The following is a 17,667-nucleotide window of genomic DNA, read 5'->3' on the forward strand; positions in this document are numbered from 1 at the left end:
ATGAAAAATGAATCATTCGATATTGCTAACATGCCCAAGTATGGTTATATTAATCGGGCTTTGAGCAAAATCTCAAAGTTAGCTTTGGTCGGCTATGAATACTCAGCGCATACAGTCCGCTTAAAGGGCTTTTTTTGTATGCGTCATTTCTCTATGCGTTCGCATGTTATGGCGAAGCTGGAGGGGGAAGCGTTCGCGCTTGCCAGTCACCTGAGTTACTGGTCGACCAACCCCTTTCAGCTTTGCCACCTAAATTATTTGGTCGTAATTGGCAAAGCTCCTACAAACTCAGGAGCGCATTATCATGCCTAAAAATATCCATCAAATTACACGCCAGCGTATCCAGTCAGCAGCATTTGCACAAAAGCAGGGATTGGTTAAACGCATTTCTTTAATGCTTAAAAAAGTATGGGGAGTGTAATTACTATGAATAACCAAAACGCTAAAAACACGCCTAAAACTTATGATGCAGGCGATTTATTGGACATTCAATCATTAGCTGAATTTGATATGAACTGGATGGAAGTAGCAATTTCAGATATTAAAAATCGTTTAAAAGAAATAAAAGCCGAACTTGGTGGTAAGGATGTTTTGGGCTTTTATGCTTTGGAAAATGTTATTGATATGTACCAGTATATTGCTGAAAAACGTCACAGCTATCATGCAGAGCAGGCAGAGAAATATAAAAAAGAATGGCATGGGTAAGGAGGGGGACAATGAACATTAAACCCACTTGGGATACCAAGCCTGATATGTTTGAGGGCAGCATTTCAAATATTACCCCGCAAACACAACAAAGCCCACTGGAGGAAGTGGGCAATGGTGCAAGTCATTCAATAATTGAAGCACTTGAAGAACATACAGTCCCATTATTTAACAATAATCCACTACACGGTGCAATGGCTGAAATGGTGGGTGGTTGTCCTGTAGAAATCCGCCGTTCAGTGATTGAGAAAGCCACCCAATATGGAGAAGCTGATGATAATGCCCTATATGGTTTAGCCGTATTTGATCTATACAACGAGCATTTACAGCCTACAGGTGCAGTATTCACTAACCCAACTATTAAAGGTTTTAAGGATATTGTTTTCGGCCATGGCGGTTTGTATTTCAACCGGTCAAAGTTGAATGAATTACCTTTGATTGTGACGGATGACATTCATCTTGCATTTAAAACAGCGTATCCAATCTATGCACCGTATCAATCAGATAAGATTAATGCTTATACCCTCAAGATATTGATGCAAGCACATGCTGATCTATGTGTGATAGCCCCAGTCCATCAGCAAGATGCCATACAACGGCGTTACAGTGGTATGGATGTCAAAATGGCATTTATTCCTGAACCTCCAAACATTGCTATGCTTCAAGATGAGCTAGACAGCATGATTAAGGTGGCGATAGATCAAGCCAAGAGCCTGGCAAAAGGACACTTAGCTAAACCATTTAAGATCAAGGAAGGCGAATATTTAAATATCCTTATGGATGGCTTATATCTAGTGAAGGAACATGATGATGGAGAAGGCGGTATTAAACGTACTAGAACCAGAATATCTGATTCAGCAATTATATTAGGTGAAGCCAGAAGCTTGAATAATAATAACTGGAAGCGTGTAATTCAGTTTAATGATAAAGACAATGTTCAGCATACGTTACTCATTCCCTATGAGCATTTCATGGGTGAAGCACAAGAAGCATTAAAGATCATTGCCAATCATGGATTAATGCCACCACGACAACCAAATAAGAAGAATGTATTTATTAACTACATTCAGGACTATCCAATAGAAAAGCGTTTTCGATGTGTTGACCGTACCGGATGGCATGGTCATTCATACGTTACGCCAAGCAAAACATATGGCGATTCTAGCGGAGAAGAACTTTTATTTAATAGTGAAATGAAAAACCCCTACGCCGTGCATGGCAGCCTTGCAGGATGGCAAGAACTAAGCCGCTTGATAGAGCCTCATGCACTGGGTGTACTGGCGTTTTCTTGTGCATTTTCGGGACAATTGGTTGCGCCATTAAACTTAGAGAGTGGTGGCTTTCATATCTATGGCTCATCTACCGATGGAAAAAGTACCATTACAAAAGCAGCGTGTAGCGTGTGGGGCAATCCTAGAGAAGTATCGAAACAATGGCGCACCACAGACAATGCCCTGGAGAACGAAGCCGAATTAAGAAACGATAGCTTTCTAAATCTTGATGAATTGCGACAGGCGCCCCCTAAGGCCGTGTCGGATATTGTTTATATGCTTACTGGTGGGCAAGGTAAATCACGAAGCAGCAAGACAGGCAAAAATAGGGATTCTAAGCAATTCAACTTGATGTATACGTCCACTGGCGAAGTCACCCTCGAGGAACATTTACGGCGTGGCGGTATCGAGCTAGATGCAGGTTTATTGCTTAGGTTCGCCCATATCCCTAGTGATGCAGGCAAAGGATACGGCGTATTTGAATGTGTCAACTATGGCAGCAATTCAAGCGATTTGGGCAACCGCATTAATGAGCTTGCTGCGAAGCATTACGGACATGCTGGCATCAAATGGCTTGAGTATCTGACCAGTGATAAAGATGTAGTAATGCAGCAGGCCCAGAAATTACTAGACAGCTTTATTGAGCAGCACACCCAAGCAAAGAACGGACAAGCTAACCGCGTTTTACGCCGTTTTGCATTGGTGGCGGTGGCTGGAGAGCTGGCAACACTGGCAGGCATTACAAGCTGGCAGCAAGGACGCGCATTTGAAGCCGTAGCGCAATGTTTTAATACTTGGCTAAATAGTCTAGGCGGTGGCGAGAATATGGAAGAAACAAAGATTCTTGAACATATCAAAGCCTTTTTTGAATCCAACGGAACGAGCCGTTTTGAAGACTTAACTGTAATCAGACAGGCAGACGGCGAAGTAATCCGTCCGCGCACTCATAACCGCGTTGGGTATTACGATCCTGATGATAAAGTCTATCTTGTATCGCCGACCATGTTTAAAAAGGAAATGTGCATAGGCATGAACGAGGCGAATGTTAAAAAAGTCTTAATCAAACATGGCTGGATTAAAGAGTTTATCGAGGGAGGCAAGAAACTATATGTGAAAAAGTCTAGCGTCAATCTACCTGACGGCACACGGCCGAGAATGATGCACTTTAGCACTGAGGCCATGCAGAACTCAGATAGTGAAATCTGAAAATAGATTTTATAGGGTGGACGATGTGGACATAGTGGACATAAAGAAAATATTTATAGTTAATGTATTGCTATATATAGATATTATTATGTCCACTTTATATAAATATACATATTTTAATAGGTGGACATAAGGTGGACATGATTCAAGGTAAATATATCTTGTCCACCTACTATGATTTTAATGTCCACTTTTTTTATATGTTGTTTTTCCTATGGGTGGACAGATTTAATTATTTAAAATCATGTATATAGAAGTGAATGTCCACCATGTCCACCTAAAATTACACATATACAAGTACAAGCATATTAAGAGATTGAACAATGCCAAACGTAAAGAAAGTTACTGTCATGGGTGTGTTAGGTCTTAACCCTGAAACTAAACAATTTTCCAACGGTGGCAGCGTTACGACATTCAGCGTTGCAACTACTGAGTTTTGGAAAGACAAGACCACAGGTGAGCGTAAAGAGGCTAATAGCATAAATCTGTATCAACAATCGTTTAAAGAGTGTTGCCAAAGGCCGTAAGGTTTATATTAAGGGAAGGGGCAGGCTAATTTCTTACAAATGAAAGTTAAGGGGGTAAAGTTGAAGTGCTATTCTTAAATTCAATTAGTAGGTTTAGCTTAAATTAATAAACTCAACTTTTATATCAAGGTTAGTTATGTCAGAACAGCAATTAAGAAAAGTTAAGGGAATTTGGTGTAAATTTAACAATCAAAATAGAATGTCAACGGTTACCCTTGATGAGATGCGTATATGTTGTATAAAAAGGGGGATAGAGATTATTGAGATTGAAGAATGTACTTTTGGTTTTAACCAAAGCATTCCAGCAATTAAGATTTCAATTGTAAACAATGTAACGGCTTTATTACCTCGACAGAAACTATCAGAAATTCAAATTTATCAGAACAATATTATACCATTCCAAAAACAAGAAGAATTCTGGGCTAAAGTAGACTGGTTCCCACCAGTCTTTATGAATCGAGAACAAATAGGTGAAGGCTTTAAAGTAGCTAATTTGAAAATTGGTTACCACGAGTTTTTGCCTAAAGAGGAGTTACAAAAACGTTTTCAAGAGTTTTTCCCGACTGTATATAATTTCTCCAACATTATTCCCATCACTGTACAAACTTTTTCAGACTCAATAGCTATATCAAAGCATGTACCATTAATTAAAGAATCAATTTTAGCTTTTTATAGCGGAATGAGAGTAGCTTCTATAGCATCCTTAATTCCGATGATCGAAGATATTTTAAATACTATCATTGAGGATTCCTTTGAGAATCTTGATTTAAAAACTAAAGTTGATCGATGCATAAAACGTGCTAAACACAATATAAAACATGATCATATATTAGGTGCAGATTGGATTCCCGAAGAGTATGTTCAAGATGATGTGCTGAAAGTAATGAATGTGCGTATTAGAATTATTGAACTAATAGGTAATTGGCTTAAAAATAGTTTTTATGAGAATACCGAAAACTACCAAAATACTTCAGGATTTAATCGACATTTTTTTGCTCATGCTAAATCTGAAATTTGGCAAAATCAGTCTAATTTTTTTCGCGCCATGGGTCTAATTCAAGCATTGGCATTTATTGAATGTTTTGCCATGAAAGAGTCTAAGTTATCAATTTTCCCACCAACTCCAGATATAAGATCAGAATCTTTTCGTAACGATGTTTTTGCTTGCTTAAATTTACAAGTCATCAAAAATACTCTTTTGCAGCAATTACAAATCGATGGGTGCTTACCTTTCAACCCAACAGCTTCAGATGATGGTTGGTTAGGTCGCTCTGCAACTTTATCAACTAAAATGAATGATGAAATAGTTAAAAGACTTAGAGATAATGGATGGCAATGTCATTCTTTTGGGCAACCTGTTAAATCTGGTGGATATATAACAGTAAGAGCATCAAAGCTTGGTAAAGAAATTGGTATAGCTCTATTGTATAGTTGTGCTACAGATAATAAAGTTTATAAAGAGTTGGAAGTAACAAATGATTATATTCTCTATCAAGGAGCACCTTATCAACAAGAATCATTTGCATATGGAATCAACAAGTATGTGGGTCCATTGAATGCTTGGTTAGCTCCGGATTAGAGAAATTCTCACGAGAAAAATTGTATTTGGATATTAATATTGTACTTAAGCACCAGATTGGTAAGTAACAGAGATTAGGGCAGATGTGTTGCAGTTGCTTTGATTAGTCCGTATAAGTCCGTATTAGTCTATATCAGTGCATATTTTTGTATCATCCAATTGCAAATAAGCCCCATATGATTAATAATATGCTTGTAGTAACGGAGATGTTATAAATAATCAGCCTAGAGCAATTGCGATAAATGCCGTTATGATCGTAAGCGTTCTGTAAGTTCGCCAATACTAGGTTACACGCCGTATCTTAAAGCCCATTCGTGGGCTTTTTGTCTTTCTGGGGATTATATGATTGCCATCTATTTAGATGAAAGCGGTGATTTAGGTTGGACTTTTACAGCCCCATACGGGAAAGGTGGGTCAAGTAGAACTCTCACAATAGCATGTGTGATTTGCCCAAGAGATAAGACAAAGCATCTTAATCGAATTGTGACTGGATTTTATAAAGCTAGAAAACGCCCTCTCAATAATGAATTAAAATCATATGATCTTAGCTCAAAAGAAAAAGAACAATTTGTTCAACAAATTATCAAATTGCATTCAAACCACCCAGATATAAAATTGCTATCCATAACCGTAAACAAAAAACGGGTAAAAACAAAATTAAGAAATGACCCTAATGCCCTATATAACTATATGGTTAAAAATATGCTCTTAAACCATTTATGCAATCATAAGCATATAGACTTCATTCCTGATTCTCGATGTGAAAAAGTCAATGTAGGCTGGAATTTAGAAATATATTTAAAACAGATGATTGCAGAGCGTTCGCAATTAGATGATGTTCTAAATGAAACTTTGAATGTTAAACCATTCGATAGCCGAGTAACGAAAGAACTTCAATTCATAGACTTCTATGCGGGGCTTGTTTGGAGTAAATATGAGTTTAAAGACGAGCGTGTAGATCAATATTTTGATGTCGCAAATCCATCTAATCAATTGATGTTCTTTGAGTATCAATAATGAAAGCATTTTTTAGAAGTGTGAGCCTTGCCCCTATCCGTAAAGCAAATCAGAACATGATTGATGGGAAAAGGGCGGATGTATTGAGCCTACCAACAAGTATCCAGCAAGATATCTTGAATCGCCGTTATTCTGCGGATGAGATTAATAGTGCTTATGCTAGAGCTATTAGTAAAAGAGAAAATTAACCCTCCAAACAAAATCAACAAATAGCAAATTAAGAAAATCACTTAGAAGGTATCTATGGGCAAAATAGAAAAAATTTATGAAAATTTAAAAACTAATAATGAAAACCTGCCGCAAGAGGTTCATTTTTTTTCAATTGGCTATTAATGAGCAATTTAGAAATAATTACAGAATCAAGATTCACAACTGTTTTTATCATAAAAATGTTATATGCATTTATGTGTGGAGCTCACCTAGATAGTATTATTAATGAAATTAGGGAATTAGAAAAACCAAGTAAAAATTATAAACGAATGAAGCCTGCAACGAAATTCATTAAACAGCCCCTAGAAGGGTTATGGCATAAGCATTATGAGCAGGTCGGGCTTAAATCTATGGCAATGAATATTAAGCAGCAGATGGGATTGAATAATAAGCAGCAGAAGATATTCAATAATACTTTTTTTAAAGAATTTTGCGATATATTCAATAACTCTGAAATTCCTCAGGATAAAAGAATTGAAGCCTTAGGATACTTGTGTTCTGGGAAGCAATATATAGATAGAATTAATGATGGAAAGTTAACTGGTGAGTGGATTATTTACCATCATTGCAATGGGAAAAATTATTACTTAAATGTTGGGAATCATAGCGATGGCGATGATGCTTTGGCACAAGAAATAAGAGAAATAGCACTTTTTGAATTCCCTTTTTTTAAAGGGAGTTTACCTATCTTCGATTAATAGTGTCTGATTAAAGGCTATTGAATAATTAAGTTTCAGGCACCTTGAATTTAGGTTGACGGCATACGATAGAAATTAGGCAATAAATACCACTCAAACCTATGTATAGAAAGGCTTTAGCCCTTTTTGATAAATCCCCATTCTGTCAACCTACGTCAACCTAAATTCATCTTAAATGGTGTAAAAACACTGTATGATTTTGCTAGACAGCCTATCTTCAATTTACCTTGACGCCCCCTACAGAAAGCAACTTTATCTTTGAACAAAGGTGAAATAGGTTCTAACCTATATAGCACAAGCTTTACGACTTTTTTGGCAAATACTATCTCGTAAGACTACGTAAGAGTAAATGTCTTTAAATTCTCCTTTGAAGGCTGACTAAATTTTTCCATTCATTTTTTAATTTTGTATGACCATGTATAACAAAAAGAGATAACTTTAATGGCACAGAATCAGCAGCAACGGACGTTTAGCAAATATCTCAAGAATGGCAGTAAGGCATATATTGAGGGTTCATTGTGTACTGGGAAGTGGAAAGACTAAAAATGGCATAGTTCGAGAGGTAACAGAGATTCGGGCGGATGTATTGCAATTGTTTGGATTATTTTTATTAGACCATATTGGTGCATATTAGTTCATATTTTTGTATTCACTAATTGAAATATATTCACAAGTGAATACAATAGGATAAAAAGTTAACACTCTTATAGTGTTAAACCTTATTTAGCCCTAGTGAATGGGCTTTATAGCTTCTGAAGAATATTGGAGTACTCCTTTAAAGAGGCCTTATAAGAATTATTTAAGATCAAACATATGAGGGGGCTCATGAATGGTTGAACATCTAAAGATATATCGAGTTTCTATTAAAGCATGTAATACCTATGGCTGAATTCCCTATAGGGTAGGGGGGTTATTCCATCTATTGATTTAAAGAACTTTCACTGAATCTAATTATTTACTCTAGAGATGTATCATGTCTATCCAACATATTATTGTTCACGAAATTCGACGCGTTAAAGAAGAAAAAAAAAGTACAGAAACATTAATTGCTAAGATCAAAGATACAGAGAATGATTTAAGATCATTAAATGGTGAATTAGCAGCAAAATTATTAAAACTTTTTTCTAGTTCTAGTTTAATGGTAGGACAGTTTTCTATTGGGAATGATACAGAAAAGAAACCAGCCTTTGAACAAGGGTTAGATAATTTTTATTCTGGTGAAAATTGTCTAGACTTTGTTGAAATGACAAGAGAGTTGGCAGAATACTTTAAAACTTTTCTTGTTGAAAATAAAAGTATTACTGGTGGTTTTCTTGTTTTTTTTGAGTTTAAAGGTGATGAACATACCAAGTTAGCAGTTGCTGTAATTAATAAATCGAATGCGACTGACATTAATCCTGATCTTAATTTTATTGCCAAAGAAATTCTGGATCTAGATAAATTGCATTTGGGTGCAACAATCAATATTACAGAGTGGCGTGATGAGTTTTCGGAACGATATATTCGTTTTAAAAATGGTCAGTCAGAACAGGTAACTGATTATTTTCAAAAATTTATTGGTTGTGAAGTCGATAAACAAGCTGCAAATGAAGAAACAAAGAAATTAAAAGAAGCTATTGAATCCTTTGCTACTGAGAAACTTAAACTATCCCAAACTGCTGCAGATGACTATCTTGCTTTAGCCCACTCATATATTAATGATTGTATAACCAAAGGTGACGATGTTGTTTTGTCGAATGTAGCAAAACATGTTTTTCCTGCTGATAGTAATGAGTTTTTTGAATATGCAAGCGAAGGGCATAATTTGTCAGGAATTTTGCAAATAAGTAAAACAGAATTAAAGGGATTTAAGAAATTTAGTAGTAGCCGAAAGGACCTTTCAATTACTTTTGCAAAAGCTTTGCTGAACGATAAAATTAAATTTGAAAATGATATACTCAAGATCGACAGCTCATTACTGTCGGATAGTTTGGTAGCAGAACTTAAAGCAGCTACAACAGCAAGCAATTCAGATGAATAGAAATGACTATGAATCCAGTACAAATTTATCGTGACATCTTTCTGTCTATGCAAGACAGACAGGAAAGTTGTGACCAATTTGTAAGCTGGATGGAACTAGATGCAGACAAACTTGCTTCTCTAAAAGCTTTAAATGCATACTCATTGGCTGCTGGCAGCCTTGATGTAAAAGTTGAAGGGAAGCAACGTGGATCAGGCGTAGATTTAGAGAGAATTCAAAGCAGTCAATTTAATAGTAAATACATTTTTGAAGTTAAATTAAATAAAACTAATATTAATTTGGGACACGATTTCATTGTTTGTGATAGCTGGAATACAGTTCTTAAATACGAACATTATATAAAGAATCCTATAAAGAAAATTTTTTTAACAGATGTCGAAGATTATTTTGATATTGACTCTAGTGATAGTAAATATAAAAATTATCTTGCCATGGGTGAACTATATTCATTCATTAAATTTTTGTCTGAGGAGTCTAATGCAGACAAAGATTGTATTTTTTATAATCGTAGTTATAAGTTTAAAATTAAAGCTTGTGAAGATGATTTAAATTATCCGATTGATACTAAAAGCTTAGGTAAGTTCAAACATCAAGATATGCACCGAGAGGCTATTATTAATCTGATGTGCAAAGAATTAACGTCTTTTGTTAAAGACGAAATTGAAGATGTTAGATTTAGCTATCTTATTCGTAACTTGAATCCCTTGATTACGAATATCAATCATAGTTATCAAAGCTATGTAGAGGATTATACCTTTGATAAGGTGAGAAAAGAGTATAAAGAAAAGAAAACTGAATACATCAAAAAATTGAATGATACTTTCGATTCTGTCGCTACAAAAATGTTTGCAATACCAGCAGGTATTTGGTTCGCTACAGCCCAAATGACTACCATGAAAACTATTAGTAGTTTTATATATACCAAAAACTTCATTGTATTAATGACCGTTTTATCAATGATATTTATTATGATTCTTAATGTACATGGGCAACGTAATACACTTAATCAAGTGAAAGAAGAGTATTTAGATATTTTTGATGAATTAGAAAAAAAATTTGAAGATGTAGATGCAGAAATTAGAAAAATAAAAGGTGAAGTAAATGATAAGTTCGATAGAGTAATGTCTTACATTTATGTGGCGATTATTATTTGTGTTGCATTAGGTGTGTATACGGCATACCTTTTTTATCAAAGTAGTATTCTCTAGAAATAAAAAAGCCCTGAAAGGGCTTTTTTATAGATCAGTATTTATAAAAAGAGAAATCCACTATTTGAAAATTAAAATATGATGTAACCAGATTGTGAAACTAGAATTTTCCCTCTAAATGCCACTTTTAAAGTGTAAACAAGTGACAATTTTAGCGATAAAAAGTGTGGCTATTTAAATTTAGATAGACGGCCTTTGGTAGTAATTAGACTTTAAATTTCAATCAAACCCATGTATAGCAAGGCTTTAGCTAATTTTGATAAATCCCCGTTCTGTCAACCTAAAAAATGATTTCGTCTAGCTACGTCTAGCAAAACTTGGCCACATTTTAAATTGCTTCAAGTTGTGTGCCATTTCCACCAATCCGTCTAAAAATAATAGTAAAAATAGCCATGTATTTTGTTGTACAAGACAGGTGCAATTTACTTGGACAACTTTATGTTTTAAACCACATCCAAATTTAGTGGAAAGCCTTATAGACCGAGCATCAAGGGGATTTTAGAGAGGGCTATAAAATGAAGTTTTGTCCAAGTACGTCCAAGTAAATCCGTACAGCTACGTACAGCAAGATAGGAAAAAAGAGATTAAATCTTGTTATACAAGATACAAGCAATTTACCTTGACAGACCGATATTTAAAACAGCCTGCCTATTCAGCTAAAGGCCTTATCAATAATGAAGCACAGTCAATTTTAGTAAAGTTTTAAAAGTGATATTTCGTCAAGGTACGTCAAGGTAAATCCGTATAACTACGTATAACAAATTTAGATTGTTGAATCGGAAATTCACCCTTATAGATTTGAAATCTAATAGGGAGATTTCTATATCTCTTAATCTATAGCATTACGTATCACAAAATAGCCTTAAATCTTGTTGGACAAGGCAAACTAAAAAGCCCTTAAAAAACCAACTCAAATCTAAGCTATATAGGGAGTATAGCGATTCAAATAGAACCTTGTTTTGTCCAACTACGTCCAACAAGTAAAGCGGATTTGTCGTTCTAGGGGCATGCAATATTCCCCAGTAATCAATTAAAAAACATGCCTAAAAACATGGATAGTTTTCTATTCCATCAACGTGAATGGCTTATTTCATCTAATTAATTTTTGCTTTACGGCGTATTTATGAAAAATGCCATCTATGCCAGTCATAGCAAGGCATACAGGAATTTAATGAAATTGATTTCGTAAAACTACGTAAAACAAAACGGCCTTAAATTATTCTTTACAACGTTTATTCAGCTATCCTTGATAGGACACCAGTAGAAAGACCATTAAAATGGCCTTGAAGCTATATACAACAAGGTTTATCGCTATTTTAAGGAATCTCATTTCATCAAGGTACATCAAGGGAAACATGTCTATAAAGCTTCATCACTGGCGAAAGTTAAAAAACAATTCCACGTTTTAAATACAGTGCCTTACTACGAGAAATTCGTAGTAGCTACCTAGATAAAAGATTACGTTTTATTAAGAGCAAATGATAAGAAATGATAAGGTTTTATCGGGTTTTAGGTGCGTCCAATGCCGGATTAACATTTAAAACCAAAGGTGAGCGCAAAATTGCGTTGGCTAATCCATGTTTTAAAAGCAAAGCTCAAAATTGAGCAACGGTATTCAACAAAGCGCAAAATCGCGTTTTGCAACAAACACGCGCGCGCGAGAGGGATGCTTCAAATATGGTTTTAAGGCTTAAAATCCCAATAGAACTACAGTGCGATTATTCGGGCGGTTTACTTCTGCAAATAACCTGAACATAGGGATACCCCCCACCATCTAAATCCTCAACTTCGGCAATGTACACGCGACTGGATGCACGTATCTGCAATCGAAAGTATTTCGTGATTTTTATAACTTGCTCACACTTAAAACGCGACCAAGCTACTTAATCAGCCACTTGAACGGCTAAGTTAATTCAAGATTTAAAATCCAATCACCAAATATGGTTTTGCGCTCAATAAATTTATTGAAGCCAAATAACGAGCCTCATAATCCGATCCACTAAAAGGAGTGTTTTTAACTCCTGAGTTCGTCACCCAGCATGACAACTAAACTCAGAGAAATGCCCTAGTAACAAATAATTTGTACACTATTGTGTACACTGTTATTTTTTGAATTGAAATTAACTTTAAAAAACAATTATTTGTTTTATCAGTTCAATTGACGCCATCCCACCAAGATTCGAAAAAGCCCTGAAACGTAAGTTTCGGGGTTTTTTCTTTTTAAGATTCAAATTATTAAATCATTTGTGCAATGACGAACATAAAGACTATTGGGGCTGCAAATCCTACTTGTTTCTAAATCATCTGAGCAATGAGCAACCTTCCGATAACAAACACACGGCGTCGTCGTTGTTTCTAAATCATCTACACGATGAGCAACAAAAACCGTTTATTCAATCACTGTAGATGATCTTTCTAAATCATCTATGCGATGACGAACCCACTTTGTAGATATGGTTTTATCTGGATAATTTTCTAAATCATCTAGGCGATGAGCAACTTAAATAGAGTCATGGTCACGCTCATAGAATCTTTCTAAATCATCTGGACGATGAGAAACAAGACCGTATTGGTGATTTTCAGCAAACTGGTTTCCTAAATCATCTGTGCGATGACGAACGAGCGCCAAATTCTGAATGCCCTGAATGTCAATATCAATACTCAGCGTACATTTCTAAGTCATCTATGCGATGAAGAACCGCAAGATGCGTGTAAAAGGCTACGTGATGAATTTCTAAATCATCTAGGCGATGACGAACAAATTAAATGCTCAGATAGCTAAAACTATTTGTTGCTAAATCATCTGGGTGATGAACAACAATATGTTAGCCAATATCTCGTTTGATGCTGCTTTCTAAATCATCTGAGCGATGACGAACATTGGCTGGATTGTCCATATTATTCAAACGATTTTCTAAATCATCTAGGCGATGAGAAACCAGTAGACACCGCCTACAGGTAACACCGTCTATTTCTAAATCATCTGGGCGATGAAGAACCTTGCAGATAGATCAATTGATAATTTGCTCATTTTCTAAATCATCTATGCGATGAAGAACCCGCACAAGAGATTATTAACGATGTGTCTCTTTTTCTAAATCATCTATGCGATGAAGAACATTTGTAGATGCTGGGCCGATAGAATTTCCTATTTCTAAATCATCTATGCGATGAAGAACGCTATGTGACGCTTTATCAAAGTAAATGGCTTTTTCTAAATCATCTGGGCGATGAGCGACGAAGAAAGTGATGGTCATATCTTCAGTGAGATTTTCTAAATCATCTGAGCGATGATCAATATATTGGATTAAAGTCCATCATTAGAAGACGTTTTCTAAATCATCTAAGCGATGAGCAACAAAATGGCTACAAGCTCATTAAATCATTTGAATTTCTAAATCATCTTGCAATGAGCAACTCCATTAGCTACAGAAATAGTTGAGCATTTAATTTCTAAATCATCTACGCGATGAGGAACGCGTGGGCTAAAAGCCAATTCGCACTAATACCTTTCTAAATCATCTGGGCGATGAGCAACTGTAACGTAAATCTTCTGAACTTGACCCCTGTTTTCTAAATCATCTATGCGATGAGTAACGTGAAAATCGATATTGATAAATTAGCAAAACATTTCTAAATCATCTATGCGATGAAGAACTTGCTGTAATTAATTTTATGGCTTGGTGTTTTTTTCTAAATCATCTATGCGATGAAGAACAGAAGTTAAAGCAGAAAGTAAGGAGGGGTAATTTTCTAAATCATCTATGCGATGAAGAACTGGACGTTGACCCCGAAGGGGAATGCTGAACTTTTCTAAATCATCTATGCGATGAAGAACGTAGGTAGTTTCAACCCATTCAACATTATCTATTTCTAAATCATCTATGCGATGAAGAACCTGTTTCTCACCCGGATTAAATGAGCTGTCTATTTCTAAATCATCTATGCGATGAAGAACCTGAAGCTGAACGTCAAAAACATTTAGATGAATTTCTAAATCATCTATGCGATGAAGAACTACGAAGATGGCTTTTAAGTTTTTCCACGAGGTTTCTAAATCATCTATGCGATGAAGAACAAAGAACACTTTCATTGCCATGCCTGTGTAATTTTCTAAATCATCTATGCGATGAAGAACATTGTACTGATTTATTAACCGTATAAACAAAATTTCTAAATCATCTGTGCGATGAAGAACTAGCAGTTGATTTAGCGATTAAGGCTTTGATTTTTCTAAATCATCTATGCGATGAAGAACCACAAGTTTAGCAGGTAACTTAATTTTACCGTTTTCTAAATCATCTATGCGATGAAGAACGGGCTTTAGTTGCATTATCACGTCGTATTGTATTTCTAAATCATCTATGCGATGAAGAACGCCCAAGCAATTACTTCTTGATCTCGGTTAAATTTCTAAATCATCTATGCGATGAAGAACAATCATGGCTTGAGTGGGCGCAGGCACACCAATTTCTAAATCATCTATGCGATGAAGAACCTTGGCTGGGGTAATTCTTTTGAATTTTGCTTTTTCTAAATCATCTATGCGATGAAGAACAGGAGCATCAAGTCTAGCCGAGGCTGGTGAATTTTCTAAATCATCTATGCGATGAAGAACGCAGCAAAAGCAGAGTCTTCAATCCAAAGGGTTTTCTAAATCATCTATGCGATGAAGAACGTACCTCATCAATAAAAATAACAGATGTTTCTTTTCTAAATCATCTATGCGATGAAGAACATTACAGTCACCTTTGTTTTCCAAGCTTTCTATTTCTAAATCATCTATGCGATGAAGAACTGTTCCAGATGTGCAGTCAAATGTTTGTATTGTTTCTAAATCATCTATGCGATGAAGAACAAACTCAGACTATTAAACAAGATCGCCGTGTATTTCTAAATCATCTATGCGATGAAGAACAAAGAAACGAGCGAATTTCTTTGGGTCTTTTTTTTCTAAATCATCTATGCGATGAAGAACTCAACGTTACTCGATTGAAATGATACTACTGTTTTCTAAATCATCTATGCGATGAAGAACTAACAATCATTTTACTGACTTGGGAAGCAGTATTTCTAAATCATCTATGCGATGAAGAACACTTGCAATGAATTTCTATGTGAAGCATGGAATTTCTAAATCATCTATGCGATGAAGAACTTGCTCATATGGCTAACGTTCAATGGGTGGTATTTCTAAATCATCTATGCGATGAAGAACATTCTAATTCTGGCAAGCATGGCAAGGGTAAATTTCTAAATCATCTATGCGATGAAGAACGGGAGTCTGCATTGCTTGGTGCCTCTGATCTTTTTCTAAATCATCTATGCGATGAAGAACTCCAAGACCAAAATGATTTCTTTAATGGGATTTTTCTAAATCATCTATGCGATGAAGAACATAGGCAAAGCAGGCAATTGCTCAGCTTTCTTTTTCTAAATCATCTATGCGATGAAGAACTTGTTCAGACATTTGCTACTCCCTCACTCATATTTCTAAATCATCTATGCGATGAAGAACCCTATTTAAAACTAGATGTAGAGCTTCCTACTTTTCTAAATCATCTATGCGATGAAGAACGAACTCTGATAGCTTCATTGGCGTATCGATACTTTCTAAATCATCTATGCGATGAAGAACCATTTGAACCATCTGGCATGTGTTTTTCTAAATCATCTATGCGATGAAGAACTGAACTAGCAGATACATGTGATGGCTTGTACCTTTCTAAATCATCTATGCGATGAAGAACCGTAGTTATTAGCCTGATATCGTTCCAATTGATTTCTAAATCATCTATGCGATGAAGAACGAACTCTGATAGCTTCATTGGCGTATCGATACTTTCTAAATCATCTATGCGATGAAGAACAAAAACCGTAGACTACGCCTTGTGACCGAGTTTTTCTAAATCATCTATGCGATGAAGAACATTTTTGAAGTATCTACCTCATAAGGCTTATTTTTCTAAATCATCTATGCGATGAAGAACTTCAGGAAGGCTTAGAACGTAATCCAGTGAATTTTCTAAATCATCTATGCGATGAAGAACAGATACACGAACACTATAAAACTTCTCTTGATTTTCTAAATCATCTATGCGATGAAGAACTTAACGTAGAACGTACAGAGTACCAGCGTTACTTTCTAAATCATCTATGCGATGAAGAACTAGAGTTAAGTTAAAACAAAACTCTTAAAATCAATTATATAAGTTTTTAATGAGTGAAAATACTTCGTTATAAGGTATTTGGGTTAAATGTATGATTTTATTTGATTTTACTACATATGTCAGTAATGAAGCTAAACATGTAATCTAAAATATCTTGGTCTTGGCATGTTTCAATAAGCTGCATTCGGAATTCTTTTTGATTTAATCCTTTTGCTGCACATGTAAAAGCGACTGGCATAACAAAAGCATCTTTAACTAGGTCCGCTAGGTCAAAGACTAGACCTCCACGACGTGTTTTACCGTGCAAAATAGGGAGGGCAAAACTAATTCCCATTCCATTTAAAGCAACTGCTGCATAGCCATAGGCAATATAGTTTCCATGATCAAGGTAGCTGTTGGCTATATCCGCAATAGAGTCTTGAGAGTTTTTTCCTTCATCACGAATAAATTCAACTCCAAAGCCTTTAGCAAGTTGTTTGTATAACGTTTTAGCCCAACGTCCCTCGGCTGCAAGTAATTCCTGTAGATTTTCGGAGCGATCAATATCTTGTTTGAATGTGTTTAAAGCATTTTCATCAATATAAATACCAGATTGAATCAAATCAAAATTCTTTTTCCATGATTGTGATACGAGGGCAATACGTTCAAGTAATAATATTTTTGCCATGAGTAAGCGTGCGTCATCTTCTAACCATGCTCTCATCCAGATTTGCATATATTCAGTGGGGCGATATTCACTTTGGGGCGCTAAAAATGTTAAATCTAATGATGAAAATAAAGGGGAACCGCCGGAACCGCAAAACCCAACCATGACATTAGATTCCGCTAAACGTCTGGCAGCCGCATCTGTTAATGAGCTGCCTTTGCCAAGTAGTAAAAAGGCGGTGTTTTTCTCTGGAATATTATAAAAATATTCCACAGGTTGTGAGTTCTCCGTCAAGTAAACAATTCGATCATCTTTTAAAACGACACGAACTTTTTCTAGGTAAAATACGCAGGCACGCTTTGAAAGCATAAGTGGGCGGCTGCGTTCTTGACGGAGTTGACTCATATTAT

Annotated in this window: 12 protein-coding genes and 1 CRISPR repeat array; of the genes, 10 read left to right on the forward strand and 2 right to left on the reverse strand. The window is 35.7% G+C overall.

The features are described from left to right. The 10 genes from GO593_RS10770 (at window position 1) to GO593_RS10820 (ending at window position 10,441) form a co-directional block, all read left to right on the forward strand. Window positions 1–312, forward strand: coding sequence for a hypothetical protein (locus GO593_RS10770; protein WP_000787400.1), 312 nt, complete (start codon window positions 1–3; stop codon window positions 310–312). Between the two features lie 114 nt (window positions 313–426). After that, window positions 427–705 carry a hypothetical protein gene (locus tag GO593_RS10775; RefSeq protein ID WP_001064706.1) on the forward strand — a complete coding sequence of 93 codons (279 nt, stop codon included), beginning with the start codon at window positions 427–429 and terminating at the stop codon, window positions 703–705. A gap of 11 nt (window positions 706–716) precedes the next feature. Then, the gene (locus tag GO593_RS10780; RefSeq protein ID WP_001022433.1) at window positions 717–3,182 is read left to right on the forward strand and encodes a DUF927 domain-containing protein; all 2,466 of its coding nucleotides are present in this window, start codon (window positions 717–719) and stop codon (window positions 3,180–3,182) included. Window positions 3,183–3,505: 323 nt separating this feature from the next. After that, window positions 3,506–3,709 carry a single-stranded DNA-binding protein gene (locus GO593_RS10785; protein ID WP_001984265.1) on the forward strand — a complete coding sequence of 68 codons (204 nt, stop codon included), beginning with the start codon at window positions 3,506–3,508 and terminating at the stop codon, window positions 3,707–3,709. A 136-nt stretch (window positions 3,710–3,845) separates the two neighbouring features. Beyond that, a complete protein-coding gene (locus GO593_RS10790) occupies window positions 3,846–5,288 on the forward strand; it encodes a hypothetical protein (protein ID WP_000003532.1) in 1,443 nt (480 codons plus the stop codon). Between the two features lie 342 nt (window positions 5,289–5,630). Beyond that, entirely contained in the window at window positions 5,631–6,305 is a 675-nt protein-coding gene (locus tag GO593_RS10795; protein WP_000560650.1) for a DUF3800 domain-containing protein, read from the forward strand. Then, window positions 6,305–6,493 (forward strand): hypothetical protein, encoded by a 189-nt coding sequence (locus tag GO593_RS10800; protein ID WP_000642900.1) that lies wholly within the window; start codon window positions 6,305–6,307, stop codon window positions 6,491–6,493. The genes GO593_RS10795 and GO593_RS10800 overlap by 1 nt, the downstream gene beginning before the upstream one ends. A gap of 144 nt (window positions 6,494–6,637) precedes the next feature. Next, window positions 6,638–7,213, forward strand: a complete 576-nt coding sequence (locus GO593_RS10805) for a hypothetical protein (RefSeq protein WP_000067109.1) — start codon at window positions 6,638–6,640, stop codon at window positions 7,211–7,213. Between the two features lie 973 nt (window positions 7,214–8,186). Continuing rightward, window positions 8,187–9,233, forward strand: coding sequence for a nucleoid-associated protein (locus GO593_RS10815; RefSeq protein ID WP_000027065.1), 1,047 nt, complete (start codon window positions 8,187–8,189; stop codon window positions 9,231–9,233). Window positions 9,234–9,235: 2 nt separating this feature from the next. Next, entirely contained in the window at window positions 9,236–10,441 is a 1,206-nt protein-coding gene (locus tag GO593_RS10820) for a hypothetical protein (RefSeq protein WP_001985968.1), read from the forward strand. Between the two features lie 2,500 nt (window positions 10,442–12,941). Here GO593_RS10820 and GO593_RS19370 read toward each other — a convergent pair. Both GO593_RS19370 and cas1f read right to left on the reverse strand, forming a co-directional pair. Then, entirely contained in the window at window positions 12,942–13,070 is a 129-nt protein-coding gene (locus GO593_RS19370; protein ID WP_262385337.1) for a hypothetical protein, read from the reverse strand. Between the two features lie 821 nt (window positions 13,071–13,891). Continuing rightward, window positions 13,892–16,611: a CRISPR direct-repeat array (repeat unit 28 nt; unit sequence TTTCTAAATCATCTATGCGATGAAGAAC). A 97-nt stretch (window positions 16,612–16,708) separates the two neighbouring features. Then, a complete protein-coding gene (cas1f, locus tag GO593_RS10825) occupies window positions 16,709–17,662 on the reverse strand; it encodes a type I-F CRISPR-associated endonuclease Cas1f (RefSeq protein WP_000080845.1) in 954 nt (317 codons plus the stop codon). Window positions 17,663–17,667 lie beyond the last annotated feature (5 nt).

The sequence above is a fragment of the Acinetobacter baumannii genome, from assembly GCF_009759685.1.
GTDB classification, from domain to species: domain Bacteria; phylum Pseudomonadota; class Gammaproteobacteria; order Pseudomonadales; family Moraxellaceae; genus Acinetobacter; species Acinetobacter baumannii.

Coding starts and splice junctions, on each gene's coding strand:
- GO593_RS10770 (WP_000787400.1), top strand. CDS start 1: ATGAAAAATGAATCATTCGATATTGCTAACATGCCCAAGTATGGTTAT.
- GO593_RS10775 (WP_001064706.1), top strand. CDS start 427: ATGAATAACCAAAACGCTAAAAACACGCCTAAAACTTATGATGCAGGC.
- GO593_RS10780 (WP_001022433.1), top strand. CDS start 717: ATGAACATTAAACCCACTTGGGATACCAAGCCTGATATGTTTGAGGGC.
- GO593_RS10785 (WP_001984265.1), top strand. CDS start 3,506: ATGCCAAACGTAAAGAAAGTTACTGTCATGGGTGTGTTAGGTCTTAAC.
- GO593_RS10790 (WP_000003532.1), top strand. CDS start 3,846: ATGTCAGAACAGCAATTAAGAAAAGTTAAGGGAATTTGGTGTAAATTT.
- GO593_RS10795 (WP_000560650.1), top strand. CDS start 5,631: ATGATTGCCATCTATTTAGATGAAAGCGGTGATTTAGGTTGGACTTTT.
- GO593_RS10800 (WP_000642900.1), top strand. CDS start 6,305: ATGAAAGCATTTTTTAGAAGTGTGAGCCTTGCCCCTATCCGTAAAGCA.
- GO593_RS10805 (WP_000067109.1), top strand. CDS start 6,638: ATGAGCAATTTAGAAATAATTACAGAATCAAGATTCACAACTGTTTTT.
- GO593_RS10815 (WP_000027065.1), top strand. CDS start 8,187: ATGTCTATCCAACATATTATTGTTCACGAAATTCGACGCGTTAAAGAA.
- GO593_RS10820 (WP_001985968.1), top strand. CDS start 9,236: ATGACTATGAATCCAGTACAAATTTATCGTGACATCTTTCTGTCTATG.
- cas1f (WP_000080845.1), bottom strand. CDS start 17,662: ATGAGTCAACTCCGTCAAGAACGCAGCCGCCCACTTATGCTTTCAAAG.